Below are 19,566 nucleotides of genomic sequence, written 5' to 3'. Positions count from 1 at the left end.
AGATGTGGTCGACCGGGAAGACCGGGCAGCCGGCCACCGACGCCCCGGCCGTCCGGACGACGGGCGTCGTCAGCGCGAGCGTCGTGGCGAACAGCAGGCTGAGCCTGAGCGCATGCCGAGTCAATCGGTGGCCCTCTCTTGGCGTCACCATCCGGATCCCGGCCAGATCGGAGCAACCCTCGTACCAGCGGCGCCTCACCGGCGTGGCTCGATCCGACGAAGGGTTAGAAGGAGACCGCTCCCAAATGAGTGACCGCGCCCGATGGCTGAGACGAAAAGCGTCAGGCACCGGCCCCGAATCGGTCATGCCCTGGTCGGGGTCGCCCATCTCGAGGTCGATAGCCAAGACACCGCGCAGCACAAGACACCGTGCCGCGACACCACGCGCCCCCGCGCGCCCCCGCGCCCTTGACGCCGGGCGGCCGGCTCGCTAGGCTCAGGCCGGCGCCCGGCTACTATGTACCATGACCAGGGCTAGATCGCCCGCGAGCTCCTCGGCCTCGAGCGCGGCGTCACCGTCGGCGGAGGGCTGCCGCTGGCTCTGACGCCGCCGGCCCACGGCAGCGTCGAGCCCGGCGCCTTTCGCCGCACGGTCGAGATCGCGTGCCGCCTGGCCCAGGGTCGCCCGGCCCTCGCCGCGTGAAGATCGGGATCCGCGACGTCACGAAGCGGTTCGGGGCCGTCACCGCCGTGAACGCGGTGAGCCTGGAGATCGCGGACGGAGAGCTGTTCACGCTCCTCGGCCCCAGCGGGTGCGGCAAGACGACCCTTCTCCGCCTGATCGCCGGCTTCTACCGCCCTGACGCCGGGACCCTGCTCTTCGGCGAGCGCGTGGTGAATGACGTCCCCTCCCATGCGCGGAACATCGGAATGGTCTTCCAGAACTACGCCCTCTGGCCGCACATGACGGTCTTTCAGAACATCGCCTACGGTCTCAGGCTTCGCGGGCTGACGGGCCACACCCTCCAGGCCCGGGTGGCCGAGGGCCTCCGGAAGGTGAACCTCGGCGGTCTCGAGCGGCGCTACCCCGGTCAGCTGTCCGGCGGCCAGCAGCAGCGCGTCGCGCTCGCACGCGCCCTCGTCCTCAACCCCGACATCCTCCTCCTCGACGAGCCCCTCTCGAACCTGGACGCCAAGATCCGGGTCCAGGTCCGCGCGGAGATCCGAAAGCTCCAGCAGGAGCTCGGCATCACCACCGTCTACGTCACCCACGACCAGGAGGAAGCCCTGTCGCTCTCCGACCGGGTCGCCGTCATGCGGGACGGCGGCGTCCTGCAGGTGGGCAGACCCCGAGAGCTCTACGAGCGGCCGCGGACCCGGTTCGTCGCCGACTTCGTAGGTACCAACAACCTCGTCCCCGGCACCGTGAAGAGCCAGGACGGGGAGGCGTTGTGGGTCGAGACCGCGCTCGGCCTCATCCGGGCCCGCGCCGCCGGCCGCATCGCGCCGGGCCGGCCATGTCTCCTGGCGATCCGGCCGGAGAACGTCGCGGTGGGCGGGGCGGGAGCGGACGGGAACCGCGTCAGGGGCCGGATCGTGCTGGCGTCCTACCTCGGGAACACCCTGCGCTACGATGTGGAGACCGCATCGGGCCCCCTCCTGCAAGCCGACATCCGGGACCCGTGGCACCACGAGCCCCTGGCCATCGGTACCGAGGTGACGCTCTCGTTTCCGTCGACGGTGACGCTGGCGCTGCCGGACGAGGACGCGGCTCCACCGTGAGCCCCGCTTCCCCCGCCGCGGCCGGCCCGACAGTCGCGGTGCCCGCCCCGGCGGCCGGCCTCCACGCTTCGCGCCTGCTTCCGGCGCTGGGCGTCCTCTTCATCTGGGCGTTCCTGGTTCTCTTCCTCCTCTATCCAGTCGGGCGGGTCTTCTACGACGCGGTCACCGACGACGCAGGGAGGCTGACCCTCGCCCACATTCGGGAGTTCTTCACCGACGGCTTCTACCTGCGCTCTCTCTGGAACTCCCTTCTCCTGGGAGTGGGCGTCGTCGCCTGCACCTCGGTGCTCGGGGTCGGGATTGCGTTCCTGCTCGTACGGTACGACTTCCGAGGCCGGAACCTCTTCTCGTACCTCACGCTCATCCCGATCATCTCGCCGCCGCTGGTCGGGGTCCTCGGGTTCGTCTTCATCCTCGGGCGGGCGGGCACCGTCAACGTGCTGCTCATGGACTACTTCGACCTCGTCAAGCCGGTCAACTTCATGTACGGCCTCCACGGCGTGCTCCTGGTCGAGACGCTCCACCTCTTCCCGATGATCACGTTGAACGTCGTCGACGCCCTCGGCAAGGTGGACCCCGCCCTCGAGGAGGCGGCCGAGAGCGTGGGCGCCCGGGGCCTGCGGAAGTTCTGGACGATCACCCTTCCGCTCACCACGCCGGGGTACATCGCGGGCGCGCTGCTCGTCTTCATCTGGACGTTCGCCGACTTCGTGACCCCGCTCGTGGTGGGGGTCCACGACCTTCTAGCCTCCCAGGCCTACCTCAACATCGTGCAGTTCGTGGACCGGCGGCTCTTCCGGATGGGGATCGTGATCTCGGCCCTCCTGGTCCTCCTGGCCATCGCCTTCCTGGCGGCCGCCAGGCACTACGTGGCGATCAAGGACTACTCCTCGCTCGCCTACTCGAAGGTGGAGCGCCGTCGCCTCCGCGGCCTGCCCGAAGCCCTCGTGGTGACCGGGCTCTCGCTCATCCTGCTGCTGTCCTTCGTGCCCTATCTCGGGGTGGGCCTGGCCGCCTTCGGGCGGGGATGGTCGCTCACGGCGCTGCCCACCTCGTATACCCTGCAATTTTTCGAGCGGGTGCTCGTGGAGACACCCAAGTACATCACCAACAGCCTCCTCTACTCCGTGCTGGCGGTCCTCCTCTGCATCGCGGTCGGCGTCCCCATCGCCTGGATCCTGGCCCGGACGCGAGTGCCCGGCCGGGGCTTCCTCGACGCGCTCAACACCCTGATCCTCGCCATCCCGGGGACGGCCATCGGGATCGCCTACATCCGCGCCTTCCACCACGAGATCCCGGGCCTCGGCCTGCCGCTCACCAGCATGTGGGTGATCCTGCCGCTCGTGCTGGCCATCCGCCGGCTGCCCTACACGGTCCGCGGCAGCTACGCGTCACTGCTGCTCGTGCACCGGTCGCTCGAGGAAGCGGCCGGCAGCGTCGGCGCCTCCCGCCTCCGCGCCTTCCGGGACGTGACGCTGCCCCTCATCTGGAAGGGTGTCCTGGTCGGCGGGCTCTTCTCGTTCATGACGTCGCTCCAGGAGGCCTCCGCGGTGCTCTTTCTCTCGCTGGGCGGCTGGGAGACGATCACCGTCGGGATCTTCAACTTCTACATCGCGGGCAGCGCCAGCGAGGCGGCGGCCCTCGGCGTCGTGCTCATCGCGGTCGCCGCCTTCTGCCTGGTCGCCATCAATCGGATCGCCGGGGCCCGGATGGGCGGGATGTTCGGATGAGCGCGCGCCGGGAACGAGCGTCCGGGGTTGTCAGGGCCCGGGAACTGTGCTAGTGTCTTCCTTCACAAGCTTCCCCCTCCTGCCCCCGGGGCGCGCGTGAGCGACGAAGGTCCGCGGCCGGACCGGCGCTGGGTGCAGCAGCTCGGCGTCCTCAGTGGGGTGGGGCTCACGCTGGTGATCTCCACGGTGCTGGGTCTCTGGGGAGGCCATGCCCTGGACGGGTGGCTCGGCACCTCACCGTGGCTCACCCTGGTCGGGCTCCTGTTGGGGATTGCGGCGGGCTTCGTCAACCTCTTCCGGGCGACAGGTGTGTTCGATGGCAGGCAGGACCGCCAGGACTGATCCGACGCCCCAGGCCCCCAGCGCCGACGGCGAGCTGGCCCGGCGAGTGGCCTGGTTGACGGCCGGCCTCGTCGCCCTCATCGCCACCGCGGCCTTCACCCTGGCCGGGCCCGCGCAGGCCGCCGGCGCCCTCGTGGGTGGCGCCATCACGGTGGCGAACTTCTTCTGGCTCCGCTGGACAGCCGGCCTCGTGCTGCGGCGCGCCGCGACCCCCTCCGGCGGGCCCCTGCGCCGGGTGGTCTGGGTCGGCGCCACCGGCGCCCGGTTCGGCGCGGTGGCGCTGGCCTTCGGTCTGGCCGCCGGCGCCGGATGGCTCGGGCTGGTGGGCTTGCTGGTGGCGCTGGCAGCCCTGCCGGTCGCGGTCGTGACGGAAGGCCTCCGCGTGGCCCGGCTCGCCTGAGAGGCGTGAAGGCATTGATGCGGGACGTCGCCGTGCGGAGACCGCTGCAAGCAGCGGGTTGCTGGTGGGGGGGGTTGGGGGGGAGCGGCAGCAGGCGCTCCCGCCCCGAGCTGGACTGACCCTCGGTGGAAGCGCTCGAGCCGCCCATTTTCAACACCTTCGGTGTCCCGCACCACGTGGCCTTCACCTGGGTGGTCATGGTGATCCTCACCGCCCTCGCCCTCGCCGCCGCCCGGCGGCCCGCCCTGGTCCCCACCGGGCTTCAGAACGCGATGGAGGCGGCGCTCGAGTTCATCCTCGGCCTCATCGACGACGTGATTGGCCCCGAAGGCCGACGCTACCTGCCGCTGATCGCCACCCTCGGCCTGTACATCTTCGCGTCGAACCTGCTGGGCCTGGTGCCGGGCTTCACGGCCCCGACCGATAATGTCAACACGACTGCCTCCTGCGCGCTGGTCGTGTTCTTCACCTACCACTGGATCGGGATCCGGCAGCACGGCCTGTGGGCGTACCTCAAGCACTTCGCCGGCCCCATGCCGGCCCTGGCGCCGCTCATGGTCCCGATCGAGCTGATCAGTCACCTCGCCCGGCCGCTGTCGCTCACCTTGCGGCTGTTCGGCAACATGCTGGGCGGGCACATCCTGCTCTCGATCGTCTTCTTCATGACGGTGGGTCTCTCGACCTGGGCCCTGTCGGGCGCGGCCGGGGTGTTCGGATGGCTGATCGGGGGGTTCGGGACGATCGTGGCCATCGCCTTCACGGTGGGCTTCCTTTTTCCGTTGAAGCTCCTGGTCGCGTTCCTCCAGGCCTTCATCTTCGTCATGCTCTCGATGCTGTACATCGCGGGGGCCCTGGCGGCCGAGCACGAGCACGCCCCGGCTCATGGGCCGGCGGCTCACGGCGAGGCGGCGGCCCACCACTGATCGGCTCGCTCGCGCGCGCGGGCGGGAAAGGAGGTAGGGACTGTGCGAATCGTCCTGATGATGCTGGTGCTGGTCGGGGGTCTGGCGGGCGGCGTGGCGTCCGCCCAGCAAGCCGCCGCCGCGGCAGGCGCGCAAGCATCCTGGGTCGGGCCGTTCACCGTGATCGCGGCCGGGATCGGCATGGCGCTGGCGGCGGGCCTCTGCGGCTTGGGCCAGGGCCGGGCGATCGCGTCGGCGGTGGAGGGGATCGCGCGGCAGCCCGGCGCCGCCGCCCGCATCCAGACCGCCATGATCATCGGTCTGGCCCTCATCGAGTCGCTGGCGATCTACACCCTGGTGATCGCGATCATCCTGCTCTTCGCGAATCCGTTCAAATAGGGGTCACGGGAGCCGGGCGGGTGGCCCCCCGGAGGGATCCGCCCGCCCGGCTTCCGCTCCGGATGCCGCGCTCATCATCCCGCATCGCCAAGATCCCGGAGATGACCGTCCGCCGGCTCTCGATCTACGTCCGCTGCCTGGCCCAGCTCGAGGAGGACGGCGTCAAGACCATCTCCTCCCAGGAGCTGGCGGAGCGCTTCCATCTCAACTCCGCCCAGGTGCGGAAGGACCTCGCCTACTTCGGCGAGTTCGGGATCCGTGGCATCGGTTACTACGTTCAGAACCTCCGGGCCGAGCTCCAGCGGCTCCTCGGCCTGGATCGCGAGTGGCGGGTCGTGCTGGTGGGCTTCGGGAACCTCGGCTCGGCGCTCTTCAACTACCGGGGGTTCACCCGCCAGGGCTTCCGGATCGCGGCCATCGTCGACGACGATCCGGGCAAGGCGGGGCGGACGGTGAACGGCTTGCAGATCGCTCCGCTGGCCGAGCTGCCGCGCGTGGTCAAGCAGCACGGCATCCAGATCGCGGTGATCGCCGTCCCGGCCGAGGCCGCCCAGGGCATCGTCGAGCGGCTCGTGGCGTCGGGGGTACGAGCCATCCTCAACTTCGCGCCAGTCCGGCTCAACGTGCCGAAAGACGTGCGGCTCCAGAACGTCGACCTCTCGATCGAGCTCGAGAACCTCTCCTTCCATCTCGCCCAGGGCGGCCGCTAGTGCCCCGCACGAGTTTGACCCGGCGACCGGGCCGATGGTATACGTGAAGAGAGGGCGGTTCGGACCGCCCGATTCCCGCGCGTGTCCTTGCTGCTGACCTCTCCCACGACGCTCCTCGAGTGGGGCGACCTTGCGCGAGCGCGTGAGGCCATCCACCGGGGCGCCGACCGGGTGGTTCTTGAAGGGCTCTGGGGCTCGGCCAAGGCCCTTGCCCTCGCGGGGCTTCTCCCGGCGGATGGGCCGGCGTGTGTCCTGGTGCCGGCGGGCCTGGCGGTGCCCCGCGTCGTCGACGACCTCCGGGCGTTCGTGACCCTGCTCGGCGTCAAGGCGCCCGAGGACATCGCGGCGTTTCCGGCCCCCCACACCGCCCTCTGGCGCGGCGGCGCCGATCGGGAGGAGGAGGCCGAGCGCGCCGCGCTTCTGGGCCGGCTCCTCCAGGGCGCGCCGCTCTGGCTCGTGACGACGCCTCGGGGCGTGATGGGTGCTCTCCCCGTGCCCGACCTCGTCGGGCGCCAGCGGCTCACGATCGCCGTCAGGGACGCTCTCGACCGCGACGCCCTGCTGGACCACTTGACGGCGGCGGGCTACGAGCGGGTCCAGACGGTGGGCGAGGTCGGGCAGTGGAGCGTGCGGGGCGGGATCGTCGACCTCTTCTCGCCGACCCGGCCGACTCCCGTCCGGCTCGAGTTCGACGGCGACGTGGTGGAGTCGATCCGGGCCTTCGATCCCTCGAGCCAGCGCTCGACGGAGTCGCTGAGCTCCGTGGCCGTCCTCCCGATGGTGCCGGGGGAAGGGGCGGCGACGCTCCTCGGCTACCTCCCTCGCGAGGCCGTCTGCGTCGTCGAGGATCCGCAGCTTCTCGAGCCCGCGCCCGACGAGCCGGATCTCGGCGCCGCCATCGCCGGACACCCGCGCGTGGAGTGCGGGCTCCTGGTCACCGGCGGGCCGGACGCGTTCCGCCTGGAGACTCGGTCGGTCGCGACGTTCCGCGGCCAGTTCCGCCGGCTCGTGGCCGAGCTCGCCGCCTGGCGGGCCGAGGGCTTCCGTGTCCGGCTCATGGCGGGCGAGGCCCCGACGGCTGCCCGGCTCCGGGAGATCCTCGGAGACCACGAGCTCGACGCCCCGGTCGTCCCGGCCCTCCTCGGGCCCGAGTCCCTGGCCGTGGTGATCGGGGGTGCCCACGCGGGCTTCGAGTGCCCGGCGCTCGGGCTCGTCTGCCTGACCGAGACCGAGCTCTTCGGCGCCCGGCGAACCCCACGGCGCCAGCCCGCCTACCACCGGGGCAGCGGCATCAGCGCGTTCACGGACCTCGCCCCCGGCGACCTCGTCGTCCACGTCGAGCATGGCATCGGACGGTATGGCGGCCTGGTGACCCTGACCGTCGACCGTCAGGAGGCCGACTATCTCCTGCTCGACTACGCCGAAGGGGACCGTCTCTACCTCCCCGTCCAGCGGATGGCAGCGGTCTCGAAGTACGTCGGCGGCGGGGAGGGTCCCGCCCGGATCGACAAGCTGGGCGGGACGAGCTGGCAGAAGACCAAAGAGTCGGTGCGCGCCTCCGTCCGGCAGATCGCCGGTGACCTCCTCCGGCTCTACGCCGCCCGACAGGTCCTCGAGGGGTTCGCCATCGGCCCCGACACGCCCTGGCAGCACGAGTTCGAGGCCGCGTTCGCGTTCGAGGAGACCCCGGATCAGCTCGAGGCCATCGCCCAGGTGCGGGCCGATCTCGAGCGCCCGCGCCCCATGGACCGGCTCGTCTGCGGCGACGTCGGGTACGGCAAGACCGAGGTCGCCATGCGGGCCGCCATGAAGGTCGCCACGGACGGCCGACAGGTCGCCGTGCTGGTGCCCACGACGATCCTCGCCCAGCAGCACGCGACGACCTTCCGGGAGCGCTTTACGCCCTATCCGCTGCGGGTCGAGATGCTCTCGCGCTTCCGGTCACCGCGAGAGCAGAAGGCGGTCCTGGCCGGGCTGGCCAACGGCACCGTGGACGTGGTGATCGGGACGCACCGGCTCCTCTCGAAGGACGTGACCTTCAAGGATCTCGGCCTCCTCGTCGTGGACGAGGAGCACCGGTTCGGCGTCACCCACAAGGAGCGCCTCAAGCAGCTGCGGAAGACCGTGCACGTGCTCACGCTGACCGCCACGCCGATCCCGCGAACCCTCTCGATGGCGCTCTCGGGGATCCGGGACCTCTCGGTCATCGAGACCCCGCCGGCCGACCGGCTGTCCGTGGAAACGGTCGTGTGCCGGTTCGATACCCACGTGATCAAGGACGCGATCGAGCGCGAGCTCAGCCGTGGGGGCCAGGTGTTCGTGGTCCACAATCGGATCCAGTCCCTGCCCGCGCTGACCCGACTTCTCCAGCGCCTCGCCCCGCGGGCCCGCCTCGCGATGGCCCACGGCCAGATGCCGGAGGCTCAGCTCGAGCGGACGATGACCCGCTATGTCGCCGGCGAGTTCGACGTCCTGGTCTCCACGGCGATCGTCGAGTCGGGCCTCGACATCCCGGCCTCGAACACGATCGTCATCAACCGCGCGGATCGACTCGGGCTGGCCCAGCTCTACCAGCTCCGCGGTCGGGTGGGACGCGATCGCCTCCAGGCCTACGCGTACCTCTTGATCCCGGCCGACGGGCGCGTGGATGAGACTGCCGCCAAGCGGCTCCGGGTGATCCAGGAGCTCACCGAGCTGGGGTCGGGGTTGAAGGTCGCCCTGCGCGACCTCGAGATCCGCGGCGCCGGCAACCTGCTGGGGGCCGAGCAGCACGGTCAGATCGAGGCCGTCGGATTCGATCTCTACCTGAAGCTCCTGGACCAGGCGGTTCGCGAGCTCAAGGGGGAGCCCGTCGAAGAAGAGCTGGACCCGGTGGTGACGGTGGAGGCGGCCGCGTACCTGCCGGAGCACTACGTGCCGGAGGCGGCCCAGCGTCTCGGCCTCTACAAGCGGCTGGCCGGCGCCCGCCGCCAGGTCGAGGTCGAGGAAGTGCGGGCCGAGCTCAAGGACCGATTCGGACCGCTCCCTGCCGCGGCCCAGCAGCTGCTCGACGTGGTGGTGCTCCGGGTCACGGCCAAGGCGCTGCGGATCGAGAAGCTGGAGGTTCGGGGCGGCCGCGCACTCGTCACCTTCGCCCCGGGCACGGCGGTCACGCCCGCGCGATTGCTCACGCTGCTGCGCGCCCAGCCGAAGCGCCTCCGGCTGGTCCGCGAGTTCGTCCTGGAGGCGACCGTCCCGGCCGCGCCCTGGCGCGATACGCACGCGGCGCTGCTGAGACTGCTGACGGAGCTCGCCTGACGGGCTGGAGGGAGCTCGCATGAGGCACTGGCTTCGCTGGCTGACGGCTCTCGCGCTCGTGGGCGCCCTGGCCGGGTGCCGGGGCACGCCCCCCGCCCTGCCACCCGTGCCGGCGACCAGCGGCTCGCTCCTGCTTCCCGCCGCCGCCGCTCCAGCAGTGCCGCCGGACCAGTCGGTGGTCGACCGCGTCGTGGCCGTCGTGAACGAGGACGTCATCATGATGTCCGAACTCCAGGAGGCCCTGATCCTCTACCTCCGGGAGACCAAGGAGGCGGCGCCCGCCACGTCGACGGCGGTGCTCGAGCTCCAGCAGAAGGTGCTCACGCGGATGGTGGAACACCGGCTCCAGGTGCAGGAGGCGCGCCGCGAGAAAGTCGAGGTGACCGACGAAGAAGTCCAGCAGACGCTCGACGACTTCGTGCGCAAGAACGGCGGAGACCGGCCGCAGATCGAGGAGCAGCTCCGGGGTCAGGGACTCACCTGGGAGGGGCTCCGGCGGGAGATGCGCGACCAGCTCATGGTCCAGAAGATCCGGAGCCGGCGCGTCACCCGCCGGGCCAACGTGACCGAATCGGAAGTGGACGCCTACGTGGCCGCCAACCGCGACAAGCTCGAACACGACCTCAAGTACCGCCCGCGCCATATCGCCGTGCTGGCCGAGCCGCCCGATTCGGGGGCGGCCTGGGAGCGCGCCAAGGCCGAAGCCGAGGCCCTGGCGGTCCGGCTGCGGAACGGGGCGGACTTTGCGGAGCTGGCCCAGGAGTACTCGAAGGATGGGTCGGCGGCCGCCGGGGGCGACCTGGGGTGGCTCCGTCGCGGCGAGCTTCAGGCGCTCTTCGAGGAGCCGATCCTCAGACTGGGCAAGGGCGAGGTCACCGAGCCCGTCCGGTCGGCGGCCGGGTATCACCTCTTCAAGCTGGAGGATCGGGAGGAGGTGACGCCGGAGATGCTCGCCCAGCTACGCCAGCAGGCCCGCGACATCCTGCTGCAGCGCAAGGCCCAGGCGCGCTTCGACGAGTGGGTGCAGCGCCTGCGTGAAAAGGCTCTTATCGTCGAGCGGCTGTAAGTCTTCGGACGAAGTGTCGGAACCGCGTGTGGTTGACCCGGAAGCACGAGGCGCTTGGTGCGTCCGGTCCTGGGGCTCACGCCCCAGCGGGCCCCCGGGAAGTTTATTGACAAGCTCGCATGGCGAGTGTTATACATGGACGGACTGAGCTTGACGCCGTAATCCCCTGACGATCCTCGCCACGCGGTATCTCAAAGGAGCGATTTACAGCCGTGAGCACACCCCCACCTCCTCGCCGGCCCCGTCGTCCCATTCCCCCCAATCCGGGAGCGGGTCGTCCCGGTCACGACTCGCCGGATCGTAGAGAAGGAGGCAACCCTGTGGCACCCAGTACTGGCGGGATGAATCTGACCGAGCTCAAGGAAAAGGCAATCCCGGAGCTCAACGCGATCGCCCGTGACCTGGGTATTCAGGGAATCTCCGGGCTGCGCAAGCAGGAGCTGATCTTCAAGATCCTGCAGTCCCAGGCCGAGCGTGACGGGCTCATCTTCGCCGAAGGGGTGCTCGAGGTCCTGCCCGACGGCTTCGGGTTCCTCCGGGCTCCGGACTACAACTACCTGCCAGGACCGGACGACATCTACGTCTCCCCCTCCCAGATCCGCCGGTTCGACCTCCGGACCGGGGACACCATCTCCGGGCAGGTCCGGCCGCCCAAGGACTCCGAGCGCTATTTCGCGCTGCTGAAGGTCGAGGCGATCAACTACGAGTCCCCCGAAGCGGCCAAGGACAAGATCCTGTTCGACAACCTGACCCCGCTCTACCCGATGGAGCGGATCCGGCTGGAGCACGATTCCGAGGACCTCTCGACGCGGGTCATGGATCTGTTGACCCCGATCGGCAAGGGGCAGCGGGGGCTCATCGTGGCCGCCCCCCGGACCGGCAAGACCATGCTGCTGCAGGCCATCGCCAACGCGATTGCGAAGAACCATCCGGAGATCTATCTCATCGTCCTGCTCATCGACGAGCGGCCCGAGGAGGTCACCGACATGCAGCGGAACGTCAAGGGCGAGGTAATCTCCTCGACCTTCGACGAGCCACCCGCCCGACACGTCCAGGTGGCCGACATGGTCGTCGAGAAGGCCAAGCGCCTCGTCGAGCACAAGAAGGACGTCGTGATCCTCCTGGATTCGATCACGCGCTTCTCCCGGGCCCACAACGCCGTCATCCCGCCCTCGGGCAAGGTCCTGTCGGGCGGCCTGGACGCCAACGCCCTCCAGCGGCCCCGGCGGTTCTTCGCCACCGCCCGGAACATCGAGGAAGGCGGCAGCCTGACGATCCTGGCCACGGCCATCATCGACACGGGCAGCCGGATGGACGACGTGATCTTCGAGGAGTTCAAGGGGACCGGCAACATGGAGGTCCACCTGGACCGCCGGCTCATGGACAAGCGTGTGTTCCCGACGATCAACCTCGAGCAGTCCGGCACCCGCAAGGAAGAGTTGCTCATCGAGAAGGACGACCTCCAGCGCATCTGGCTCCTGCGGAAGGCGCTGTCCCAGCTCAACCCCGTCGAGGCCATGGAGCTCCTGCTCGACAAGCTCAAGATGACCAAGACCAACAAGGAGTTCCTGAACTCGATGTCGAGCCTGGGCTAGGTCATTTCGGGGGGGTCTCGAAAGACCCACCCGATGCCCCCCCGTCGTGGCGCTTCGGTAACCCGCGTGGTGGGTCCCCCACCTCGCACTCCTGGCGCGGCTCGGCGTCGCGTCGCTCGTCGCCCTTCAGCTTGCCGGGGCCGGACACCTGTGGTAACATGATGGGGTTCTCATTCGTCCTTTCCCGAGGAGGACTTGCGTGAAGGCCGCGATCCATCCCGAGTACGTCGAGACCACCATCACCTGCGCCTGCGGGGAGGTCATCCACACCCGGTCCACGCGACCCAACATCCGGGTCGAGATCTGCTCGAAGTGTCACCCATTCTTCACGGGCAAGCAGAAGCTGGTGGACACCGCGGGGCGGGTCGAGCGCTTTCAGCGCAAATACGGCCGAAAGCAGCAGGCGTAGGGCGAGCCGCGATCACGGCGCCCGCCCGGCGGGTGTCCGGCACGCTTGCCGCGTGGGCCTACGGGTCGGCCGCGGGCCCCGGTGTCCCATCGGTCCCCGGCGATTCCTTTCCTGCTATGCCCGCCCGCGCGCGTTCGCATGATTCCTGCGAGGGACTGAGGCCCGTGAACTGACGTGTTCGACAAGCTCCGACAGATCGAGAGCCGGTACGAACAGCTGGGTCGCCAGCTCGCCGAGTCGGCCTCCGCCCAGCAGGGAGGCGCGCGGGCGGAATACGCCCGGCTGGCCAAGGCCCGCGCCGACCTCGAGGAGGTCGTCACCGCCTTCGGCGAGTACAAGACCGTTCTGGCCCGAATCGAGGAAGCCCAGCACATCCTGGGAGAGGACGGGGATGCCGAGCTTCATGAGCTGGCCGAGGCCGAGCTCTTGACGCTGCGCGCCCGGGAGGCGGAGCTCGAGCGACAGCTCAAGAGTCTCCTCCTGCCCAAGGATCCCGCCGACGAGAAGAGCGTCTTCTGCGAGATCCGGGCGGGGGCGGGCGGCGACGAAGCCGCGCTCTTCGCCGCCGATCTCGCGCGGATGTACGCGAGGTACGCCGAGCGGCGCGGGTGGCGAGTCGAGATCATCGACAGCCACCCGACCGGGCAGGGCGGGTTCAAGGAGATCATCTTCGCGATCCACGGCAAGGGGGCCTGGAGCCGGCTCAAGTTCGAGCGCGGCGTCCATCGAGTCCAGCGCATCCCGGTCACCGAGTCGGCCGGCCGGATCCATACCTCCACGGTGACGGTGGCCGTCCTGCCCGAGGCCGAGGAGGTGGAGGTCCGGATCGACGACAAGGACTTGAAGATCGACGTGTACCGCTCCTCCGGGCCCGGCGGACAGGGCGTCAACACGACCGACTCGGCCGTCCGGATCACGCATTCGCCGACCGGGCTGGTCGTCACCTGTCAGGACGAGCGCTCGCAGGTCAAGAACCGCGCGAAGGCCCTGCGGGTGCTCCGGGCCCGTCTCCTCGAGCGGGCCCAGGAGGAGCAGCGCTCCCAGATCGCCGCCGACCGCCGGAGCCAGGTGGGCACGGGCGAGCGGAGCGAGCGGATCCGGACCTACAACTTCCCGCAGGGTCGGGTGACGGATCATCGGATCGGGCTCACCCTTCACCGGCTGCCCGACGTCCTGGAGGGCGATCTGGACGAGCTGGTCGATGCGCTGCTCGAGTCCGAGCGGGCGGCGCAGCTGGAGTCCGTGAGCTCGTGACCACGACGCTCCGGCAGCCCCCCGGCGGCGTCCGGATCGGGTCCGTGCTGCGGCGGACCGTCGGCCGGCTGCGAACGGCCGGGATCGCGACCGCCCGCCAGGATGCGGAACTGCTCCTCGCCCGTGTGCTCGGGACGACTCGACTCGCGCTTCACCTCGAGCCGGGGCGGACACTGGGCGGCGAGGCCCTGTCCCGCTTCGAGGCGTGCGTCACGCGGCGCGCGGGGCAGGAGCCGCTCCAGTACATCCTGGGGGAGGAGGAGTTTCTCGGGCTCCGGCTGGGGGTCGGGCCGGGCGTGTTCATCCCGCGCCCCGAGACCGAGCTCCTGGTCGAGCGAGCCGTGGCGCTCTGCCCCCCGACGGCGCCGTCGGTCGCGCTCGATCTCGGCGCGGGGTCCGGCGCGATCGCCTGCGGGCTCGCGGCCCGCCGGCTCGGCGTCGTCGTGTGGGCGGTGGAGCTCGACCCGACGGCGGCAGCCTGGGCGCGGGTCAACGTCGAGCACCTCGGCCTCGCCGGCCGAGTCACAGTGCTCGAAGGGGATCTCTGGACACCGCTCGCCGGCCAGGGGCTCGAAGGTCGGTGCGACCTCGTCCTCGCCAACCCCCCCTACATCGCGCGGCCCGCCCTCGGCGGCCTGCCCGAAGAAGTGCGCCGCTTCGAGCCCGCGCTCGCGCTCGACGGCGGCCCCGACGGCCTCGCCGTCATCGAGCGGATCCTGGCCCAGGGCCCCCGGTTCGCGCGTCCGGGCGGGCGGGTCCTGCTCGAGATCGGGCACGACCACGCCCCGGCCCTCCGCCGGCGACTCGGGGACGATCCGCGCTACGGCGTCCCCGTCTTCCATCGCGATCTCCTCGGCTACGAACGCGTCCTCGAGGTGTCGGTGGAACCAGTGGAGGTGAGTCCAGTCACCCCCCCTCCCCCCGATGGGTGGGGAGGGGGGGCTGGGGGGGTGGCGGGAGGTTTTCACTGATGCCCGCCCGACTGGTCGTCGACGGAGGCGTCCCCCTGCACGGCGAGGTGCGCGCGAGCGCGGCGAAGAACGCGGCGCTCCCGCTGCTGGCGGCGTCGCTCCTCTCCGAGGCGCCGATCGTGCTCGAAAACGTGCCACGTCTGGCCGATGTGGCGACGATCACGGAGCTGCTCCGGCGGCTCGGCACCGAGGTCCGGTACGAGGACGGCGCGACGGTGGCGCGGACGCCGCGGGTCGTGTCGGTGGAGGCGCCGTATGAGCTGGTCTCCACGATGCGGGCCTCGGTCCTCGTCCTCGGACCCCTGGTGGCGCGCGCGGGGCGGGCGCGGGTGGCGCTGCCGGGCGGCTGTGCCATCGGCGTGCGGCCGATCGACCTCCACCTCAAGGGGCTCGAGCGCCTGGGCGCCGAGATCCAGCTCAGCCAGGGCTACGTCGAGGCGCGGGCGGCCCGCCTCAAGGGCGCCCGCATCGTCTTCGACTCGGTGACGGTCACCGGCACCGAGAACCTGATGATGGCGGCGGCCTTGGCCGAAGGGACCACGGTCCTCGAGAACGCGGCGCGCGAACCCGAGATCCCGGATCTCGCGCGCCTCCTCAACGCCATGGGCGCCAAGATTCAGGGAGCCGGCACGGAGCGGATCGAGATCCGGGGGGTCGAGGCGCTCGCGGGGGCCCGGCACCGGATCATCCCCGACCGCGTCGAGGCCGGAACGTTTCTCGTGGCTGGCGCGATCACCGGGGGGGATGTGACGGTCCGCGACGTCGTGCCCGATCACCTGACCGCCATCCTCGACAAGCTGGAGGCGGCCGGCGCCCGGCTCGACGTGGGCGTGGACCGCATCCGAGTCCGGGCCAACGGCCGTCCGCGGCCGACCGACATCGTGACGAACCCGTTTCCGGGCTTCGCGACCGACATGCAGGCGCAGATGATGGCGCTGCTCGGACTGGCGGACGGGTCGAGCGTGATCACGGAGACCATCTTCGAGAACCGCTTCATGCACGCGGCGGAGCTCCGGCGGCTCGGCGCCTCGATCGAGATCGACGGCCACCGGGCGGTGATCCGGGGGGTGGAGGCCTACCAGGCGGCGCCGGTCATGGCGACCGACCTGCGCGCCTCGGCCTCGCTGGTGCTCGGAGGGCTCGCCGCCCGCGGGACCACGGTGGTCTCGCGCGTGTATCACCTCGATCGGGGCTACGAGGCGATGGAAACCAAGCTGGCGGCGCTGGGCGCTCGAATCCGGCGGGAGCGATGAGCGGAGTCGCGCGGCCACTGACGCTCGCCCTGCCCAAGGGCCGCCTCCTCCGGCCGGCCCTCGAGCTGCTCCGGCGGGCCGGGCTCGATGGCATCCCGGCCGACGAGTCCCGTCGCCTCATCTTCACCGACCCGGCCCGGGGGCTCCGTCTCCTCTTCCTCAAGCCGGCGGATGTCCCCACCTACGTGGAGTACGGAGCGGCGGACCTCGGGATCGTCGGCAAAGACATCCTCCTCGAGCAAGAGCCGGACGTCTACGAGCCGCTCGATCTCGGCTTCGGGCGCTGCCGGCTGGTCGTGGCCGAGTCGAAGGCGCTCTGGGAGCACGATGACCCGTCGAAGTGGTCGTGGGTGCGCGTGGCGACCAAGTACCCGAACCTGACCCGGCGCTACTTCTCGGAGCGCGGGATCCAGGTGGAAGTCGTCCGGCTCGACGGCTCGATCGAGCTGGCCCCCCTGGTGGGCCTGGCCGAGCGCATCGTGGACCTCGTCCAGTCGGGCGAGACGCTCCGGGCCAACGGCCTCGTCGAGGTCGCCGAGATCCTGGCCTCGACGGCGCGCCTGATCGTGAACCGCGCGGCCCAGAAGACGGCCTACCAGGCGGTCAGTCGCTTCCTCGACGAGCTGCGCGGGGAGGTGGCCCGGTGATCCGACGGCTCCGGGCCGCCGAGCTCGGCATCGAGGGGGTCGTGGCCGCGCTCGCCCGCCCCCACGCCGAGGCCGCCCCCGACCTGCTGGCGCGGGTCGCGGCCATCGTCGACGAGGTCCGCCGGCAGGGCGACGCCGCGCTCCTCGAGTTGACGAAGCGGTTCGACGGGGTCGAGCTGACAGCCGGCGAGCTTCGCGTCTCGGCGGCCGAGTGGGCCGCCGCCGGGCCGGACGGGCTCGAGGCCGCGCTCGGCGAGGCGGCGCGGCGCATCGAGGCCTTCCACCGCCACCAGCTCCCGCGCTCCTGGTGGATCCATGACGAGCACGGCTCGCTCCTCGGCCAGCAGGTGACGGCGCTCGAGCGGGTCGGCTGCTACGTGCCCGGCGGGAGCGCCGCCTATCCGTCCACCGTCCTGATGACCCTGATCCCGGCGCGGGTGGCGGGCGTCCGGGAGCTCGTCATCACCTCGCCGCCCGGGCCCGACGGCCGGCTCGACCCGACGGTGCTGGCCGCGGCGCGCCTCGGGGGAGCCACCGAGGCCTACAAGGTCGGGGGCGCCCAGGCGATCGCGGCCCTCGCGTACGGCACGGCGACGATTCGCCGGGTGGACAAGATCGTGGGCCCCGGCAACATCTACGTCGCGCTCGCCAAGCGCCTCGTCTTCGGCGAGGTCGGGATCGACCTGGTAGCCGGGCCGAGCGAGGTCGTCGTGGTGGCGGATGCCGGGGCCGATCCGCGCCACGTGGCCGCCGACCTCCTGGCCCAGGCCGAGCACGACCCCCTCGCCCGCGCGGTCTGCCTCACCGACGCCCCGCGCCTCGGCGAGACCGTCGCGGCCGAGGTCGCCCGCCAGTGCCCGCGCCTACCGCGGGCGGCGATCGCCGAGGCGGCGGTGCGGGCCCATGGGGCGGTGGTGGTCACCCGGGACCTTGCCGAGGCGGTGGCCATCGCCAACCGCCTGGCCCCCGAGCACCTCGAGCTGTGCGTCGCGGACCCTTTTGCATGGCTGCCGATGGTCCGGCACGCGGGGGCGATCTTCCTGGGCCGCCACACGCCCGAGGTCGTGGGCGACTACCTGGCCGGTCCCAACCACGTGCTCCCGACCGGCGCCACCGCCCGGTTCGCCTCGGGGCTCTCGGTCGAGGACTTCGTCAAGCGCTCGAGCCTCATCCACTACACGCCAGCCGGGCTGCGGGCCGCCTGGCCGCATCTTCGGGCGCTCGCGGCGGCCGAAGGTCTCCAGGGGCACAGCGAGGCGGCGCGCGTCCGCGTCGAGCCGCCTGGCGCGAGCGGACCGGAGGAGGGAGAGTAGGCATGGCATGGCGGCGGCGGCGCGGCGGTGAGGGACCCGGCGGTGGCGGGCGCGCGGGAGGCGGAGCGCCGCCCGGCGCCACGCCGACGATCGAGCGGGTGGCCCGCATCGAGCGGAAGACGCGGGAGACGGAGATCCTGCTCCAGCTCAACGTCGATGGGACCGGCGAGGCCTCGGCTCAGACGCCGATCCCCTTTCTCAACCACATGCTGGAGGCGATGGGGAAGCACGGGCTCCTCGACCTGAAGGTCGACGCCCGCGGCGACACGGACGTGGACCTGCACCACACGGTGGAGGATGTCGGGATCTGCCTCGGCAAGGCCTTTCACGAGGCCCTCGCCGACAAGCGGGGCATCGTCCGCTTCGGCGCCGCCTTCGTACCGATGGACGAGGCGCTCGCCTCGGTCCACCTGGACATCTCGGGGAGGCCCTACTTCTCCTACAACGTGCCGTTCAGCAAGACGAAGGTGGGGAACTTCGACCTGGATCTCCTCAAGGACTTCTTCCGGGCCTTCGCGATGAACGCGATGGTGAACCTGCACGTGAACCTGCAGTACGGGGAGAACCTGCACCACATCGCGGAGGCGATCTTCAAGGCCTTCGGCCGGGCGCTGGCGGAGGCATCGCGGCTGAACCCGCGGATCGAGGGCGTCTTGTCGACCAAGGGATCCCTGTGATCGGGAGGGACCGCCGAGGGGCCGCCCCCCGCGGCAGCCGAGTGCCGATCTCGCCATGATCGCGATCGTGGACTACGGGCGCGGCAACCTCGGGAGCGTGGGGAAGGCCCTCGCCCGGGTCGGGAGCCCCGGCCGCGGCGCCGACATCGTGATCACCGACGACCGGGGCACGGTCGAGCGCGCCGGCGCCCTCGTCGTGCCCGGCGACGGTGCCTTCGCCGATGCCATGCAGAGCCTCGAGCGGCTGGGCCTCGTCGGCCCGATTCGCGCCCACATCGAGGCCGGCCGCCCCTACCTCGGAATCTGCCTCGGCTACCAGCTCCTCTTCACCGAGAGCGAAGAGTTCGGCCATGCCAAGGGCCTCGACGTCCTGCCGGGCGTGGTGCGCCGCTTCCCGGCCCGGCTCAAGGTCCCCCACATGGGCTGGAACCAGCTCCGCTTCCGCCCCGGGTCGCTGCCGCTGCTCGCCGGCGTTCCGGACGGGGCCTACGTCTACTTCGTCCACTCCTATTACCCGGTTCCCGACTCCATCGCCGATTCCGCCGTCGCGACCTGCGAGTACGGGGTGCGCTTCCCGGCGCTCCTGAGCCGCGGGACGCTCCACGGCACCCAGTTCCACCCCGAGAAGAGCCAGGGCTGGGGGCTCCGGCTCCTCGAGAACTTCGCCGCGCTGGCGGCGACCCCCGGGATGCCGCCGTGATGGTGATCCCGGCGATCGACCTCCAGGGCGGGCGCTGCGTCCGCCTGGTGGAGGGGCGCGCGGACACGGCCACCGTGTTCGGAGACGACCCCGTCGTCTGGGCCCGGCGCTGGGCGACCGAGGGGGCGCCGCGACTCCACGTCGTCGACCTCGATGGCGCCTTCGCGGGCGGCCCGCGC

Annotated in this window: 20 protein-coding genes; 19 read left to right on the top strand and 1 reads right to left on the bottom strand. The window is 71.0% G+C overall.

Features of this window, described 5'->3' with window-relative positions; all coding sequences use genetic code 11:
- A partial coding sequence (locus VGW35_13210) for a hypothetical protein (GenBank protein HEV8308614.1) occupies window positions 1–199 on the bottom strand: 199 nt, incomplete at its 3' end.
- A gap of 440 nt (window positions 200–639) precedes the next feature.
- Between VGW35_13210 and VGW35_13205 the strand changes: the two genes are divergently transcribed.
- The 19 genes from VGW35_13205 to VGW35_13115 all read left to right on the top strand — a co-directional run.
- Entirely contained in the window at window positions 640–1,722 is a 1,083-nt protein-coding gene (locus VGW35_13205; GenBank protein ID HEV8308613.1) for an ABC transporter ATP-binding protein, read from the top strand.
- Window positions 1,719–3,452 (top strand): iron ABC transporter permease, encoded by a 1,734-nt coding sequence (locus tag VGW35_13200; GenBank protein ID HEV8308612.1) that lies wholly within the window; start codon window positions 1,719–1,721, stop codon window positions 3,450–3,452. The genes VGW35_13205 and VGW35_13200 overlap by 4 nt, the downstream gene beginning before the upstream one ends.
- Before the next feature lie 96 nt (window positions 3,453–3,548).
- Complete coding sequence (locus VGW35_13195) at window positions 3,549–3,794, top strand: AtpZ/AtpI family protein (protein ID HEV8308611.1); 246 nt, start codon at window positions 3,549–3,551, stop codon at window positions 3,792–3,794.
- Window positions 3,769–4,194, top strand: a complete 426-nt coding sequence (locus VGW35_13190) for an ATP synthase subunit I (protein ID HEV8308610.1) — start codon at window positions 3,769–3,771, stop codon at window positions 4,192–4,194. The genes VGW35_13195 and VGW35_13190 overlap by 26 nt, the downstream gene beginning before the upstream one ends.
- Before the next feature lie 125 nt (window positions 4,195–4,319).
- A complete protein-coding gene (gene atpB, locus VGW35_13185; protein ID HEV8308609.1) occupies window positions 4,320–5,117 on the top strand; it encodes a F0F1 ATP synthase subunit A in 798 nt (265 codons plus the stop codon).
- A gap of 159 nt (window positions 5,118–5,276) precedes the next feature.
- Complete coding sequence (atpE, locus tag VGW35_13180) at window positions 5,277–5,495, top strand: ATP synthase F0 subunit C (protein ID HEV8308608.1); 219 nt, start codon at window positions 5,277–5,279, stop codon at window positions 5,493–5,495.
- A gap of 62 nt (window positions 5,496–5,557) precedes the next feature.
- Window positions 5,558–6,205 carry a redox-sensing transcriptional repressor Rex gene (locus VGW35_13175; GenBank protein ID HEV8308607.1) on the top strand — a complete coding sequence of 216 codons (648 nt, stop codon included), beginning with the start codon at window positions 5,558–5,560 and terminating at the stop codon, window positions 6,203–6,205.
- A gap of 81 nt (window positions 6,206–6,286) precedes the next feature.
- Window positions 6,287–9,502: a transcription-repair coupling factor gene (gene mfd, locus VGW35_13170; GenBank protein HEV8308606.1), complete on the top strand. Its 3,216-nt coding sequence runs from the start codon at window positions 6,287–6,289 to the stop codon at window positions 9,500–9,502.
- Window positions 9,503–9,521: 19 nt separating this feature from the next.
- The gene (locus tag VGW35_13165) at window positions 9,522–10,568 is read left to right on the top strand and encodes a peptidylprolyl isomerase (protein HEV8308605.1); all 1,047 of its coding nucleotides are present in this window, start codon (window positions 9,522–9,524) and stop codon (window positions 10,566–10,568) included.
- A gap of 341 nt (window positions 10,569–10,909) precedes the next feature.
- Window positions 10,910–12,163, top strand: coding sequence for a transcription termination factor Rho (rho, locus tag VGW35_13160; GenBank protein ID HEV8308604.1), 1,254 nt, complete (start codon window positions 10,910–10,912; stop codon window positions 12,161–12,163).
- A gap of 199 nt (window positions 12,164–12,362) precedes the next feature.
- Window positions 12,363–12,572 carry a 50S ribosomal protein L31 gene (rpmE, locus tag VGW35_13155; protein HEV8308603.1) on the top strand — a complete coding sequence of 70 codons (210 nt, stop codon included), beginning with the start codon at window positions 12,363–12,365 and terminating at the stop codon, window positions 12,570–12,572.
- A 174-nt stretch (window positions 12,573–12,746) separates the two neighbouring features.
- Entirely contained in the window at window positions 12,747–13,826 is a 1,080-nt protein-coding gene (gene prfA, locus VGW35_13150; protein HEV8308602.1) for a peptide chain release factor 1, read from the top strand.
- On the top strand, window positions 13,823–14,797 hold the full coding sequence (gene prmC, locus VGW35_13145) for a peptide chain release factor N(5)-glutamine methyltransferase (GenBank protein ID HEV8308601.1): 975 nt from the start codon (window positions 13,823–13,825) through the stop codon (window positions 14,795–14,797). The genes prfA and prmC overlap by 4 nt, the downstream gene beginning before the upstream one ends.
- On the top strand, window positions 14,797–16,050 hold the full coding sequence (gene murA, locus VGW35_13140) for a UDP-N-acetylglucosamine 1-carboxyvinyltransferase (protein ID HEV8308600.1): 1,254 nt from the start codon (window positions 14,797–14,799) through the stop codon (window positions 16,048–16,050). The genes prmC and murA overlap by 1 nt, the downstream gene beginning before the upstream one ends.
- The gene (gene hisG / locus VGW35_13135) at window positions 16,047–16,697 is read left to right on the top strand and encodes an ATP phosphoribosyltransferase (protein ID HEV8308599.1); all 651 of its coding nucleotides are present in this window, start codon (window positions 16,047–16,049) and stop codon (window positions 16,695–16,697) included. Before murA ends, hisG begins: the two co-directional genes overlap by 4 nt.
- Complete coding sequence (hisD, locus tag VGW35_13130) at window positions 16,694–18,010, top strand: histidinol dehydrogenase (GenBank protein ID HEV8308598.1); 1,317 nt, start codon at window positions 16,694–16,696, stop codon at window positions 18,008–18,010. The genes hisG and hisD overlap by 4 nt, the downstream gene beginning before the upstream one ends.
- Window positions 18,011–18,099: 89 nt before the next feature.
- Window positions 18,100–18,687, top strand: coding sequence for an imidazoleglycerol-phosphate dehydratase HisB (hisB, locus tag VGW35_13125; protein ID HEV8308597.1), 588 nt, complete (start codon window positions 18,100–18,102; stop codon window positions 18,685–18,687).
- Between the two features lie 55 nt (window positions 18,688–18,742).
- The gene (gene hisH / locus VGW35_13120) at window positions 18,743–19,387 is read left to right on the top strand and encodes an imidazole glycerol phosphate synthase subunit HisH (protein HEV8308596.1); all 645 of its coding nucleotides are present in this window, start codon (window positions 18,743–18,745) and stop codon (window positions 19,385–19,387) included.
- On the top strand, window positions 19,384–19,566 hold a 183-nt coding region (locus VGW35_13115), incomplete at its 3' end, for a HisA/HisF-related TIM barrel protein (GenBank protein ID HEV8308595.1). The genes hisH and VGW35_13115, both read left to right, overlap by 4 nt.

Source organism: Candidatus Methylomirabilota bacterium, assembly GCA_036005065.1.
GTDB lineage: Bacteria > Methylomirabilota > Methylomirabilia > Rokubacteriales > DASRDR01 > DASYQW01.
The sequence above is the reverse complement of the archived record's forward strand: the minus strand, read 5'-3'. Positions and strand labels throughout refer to the sequence as shown.

Excerpts from the sequence above, each read along its gene's own strand:
- rho (HEV8308604.1), top strand. The coding sequence starts at position 10,910 with ATGAATCTGACCGAGCTCAAGGAAAAGGCAATCCCGGAGCTCAACGCG.
- VGW35_13165 (HEV8308605.1), top strand. The coding sequence starts at position 9,522 with ATGAGGCACTGGCTTCGCTGGCTGACGGCTCTCGCGCTCGTGGGCGCC.
- VGW35_13175 (HEV8308607.1), top strand. The coding sequence starts at position 5,558 with ATGCCGCGCTCATCATCCCGCATCGCCAAGATCCCGGAGATGACCGTC.
- hisG (HEV8308599.1), top strand. The coding sequence starts at position 16,047 with ATGAGCGGAGTCGCGCGGCCACTGACGCTCGCCCTGCCCAAGGGCCGC.
- murA (HEV8308600.1), top strand. The coding sequence starts at position 14,797 with ATGCCCGCCCGACTGGTCGTCGACGGAGGCGTCCCCCTGCACGGCGAG.
- VGW35_13190 (HEV8308610.1), top strand. The coding sequence starts at position 3,769 with ATGGCAGGCAGGACCGCCAGGACTGATCCGACGCCCCAGGCCCCCAGC.
- hisH (HEV8308596.1), top strand. The coding sequence starts at position 18,743 with ATGATCGCGATCGTGGACTACGGGCGCGGCAACCTCGGGAGCGTGGGG.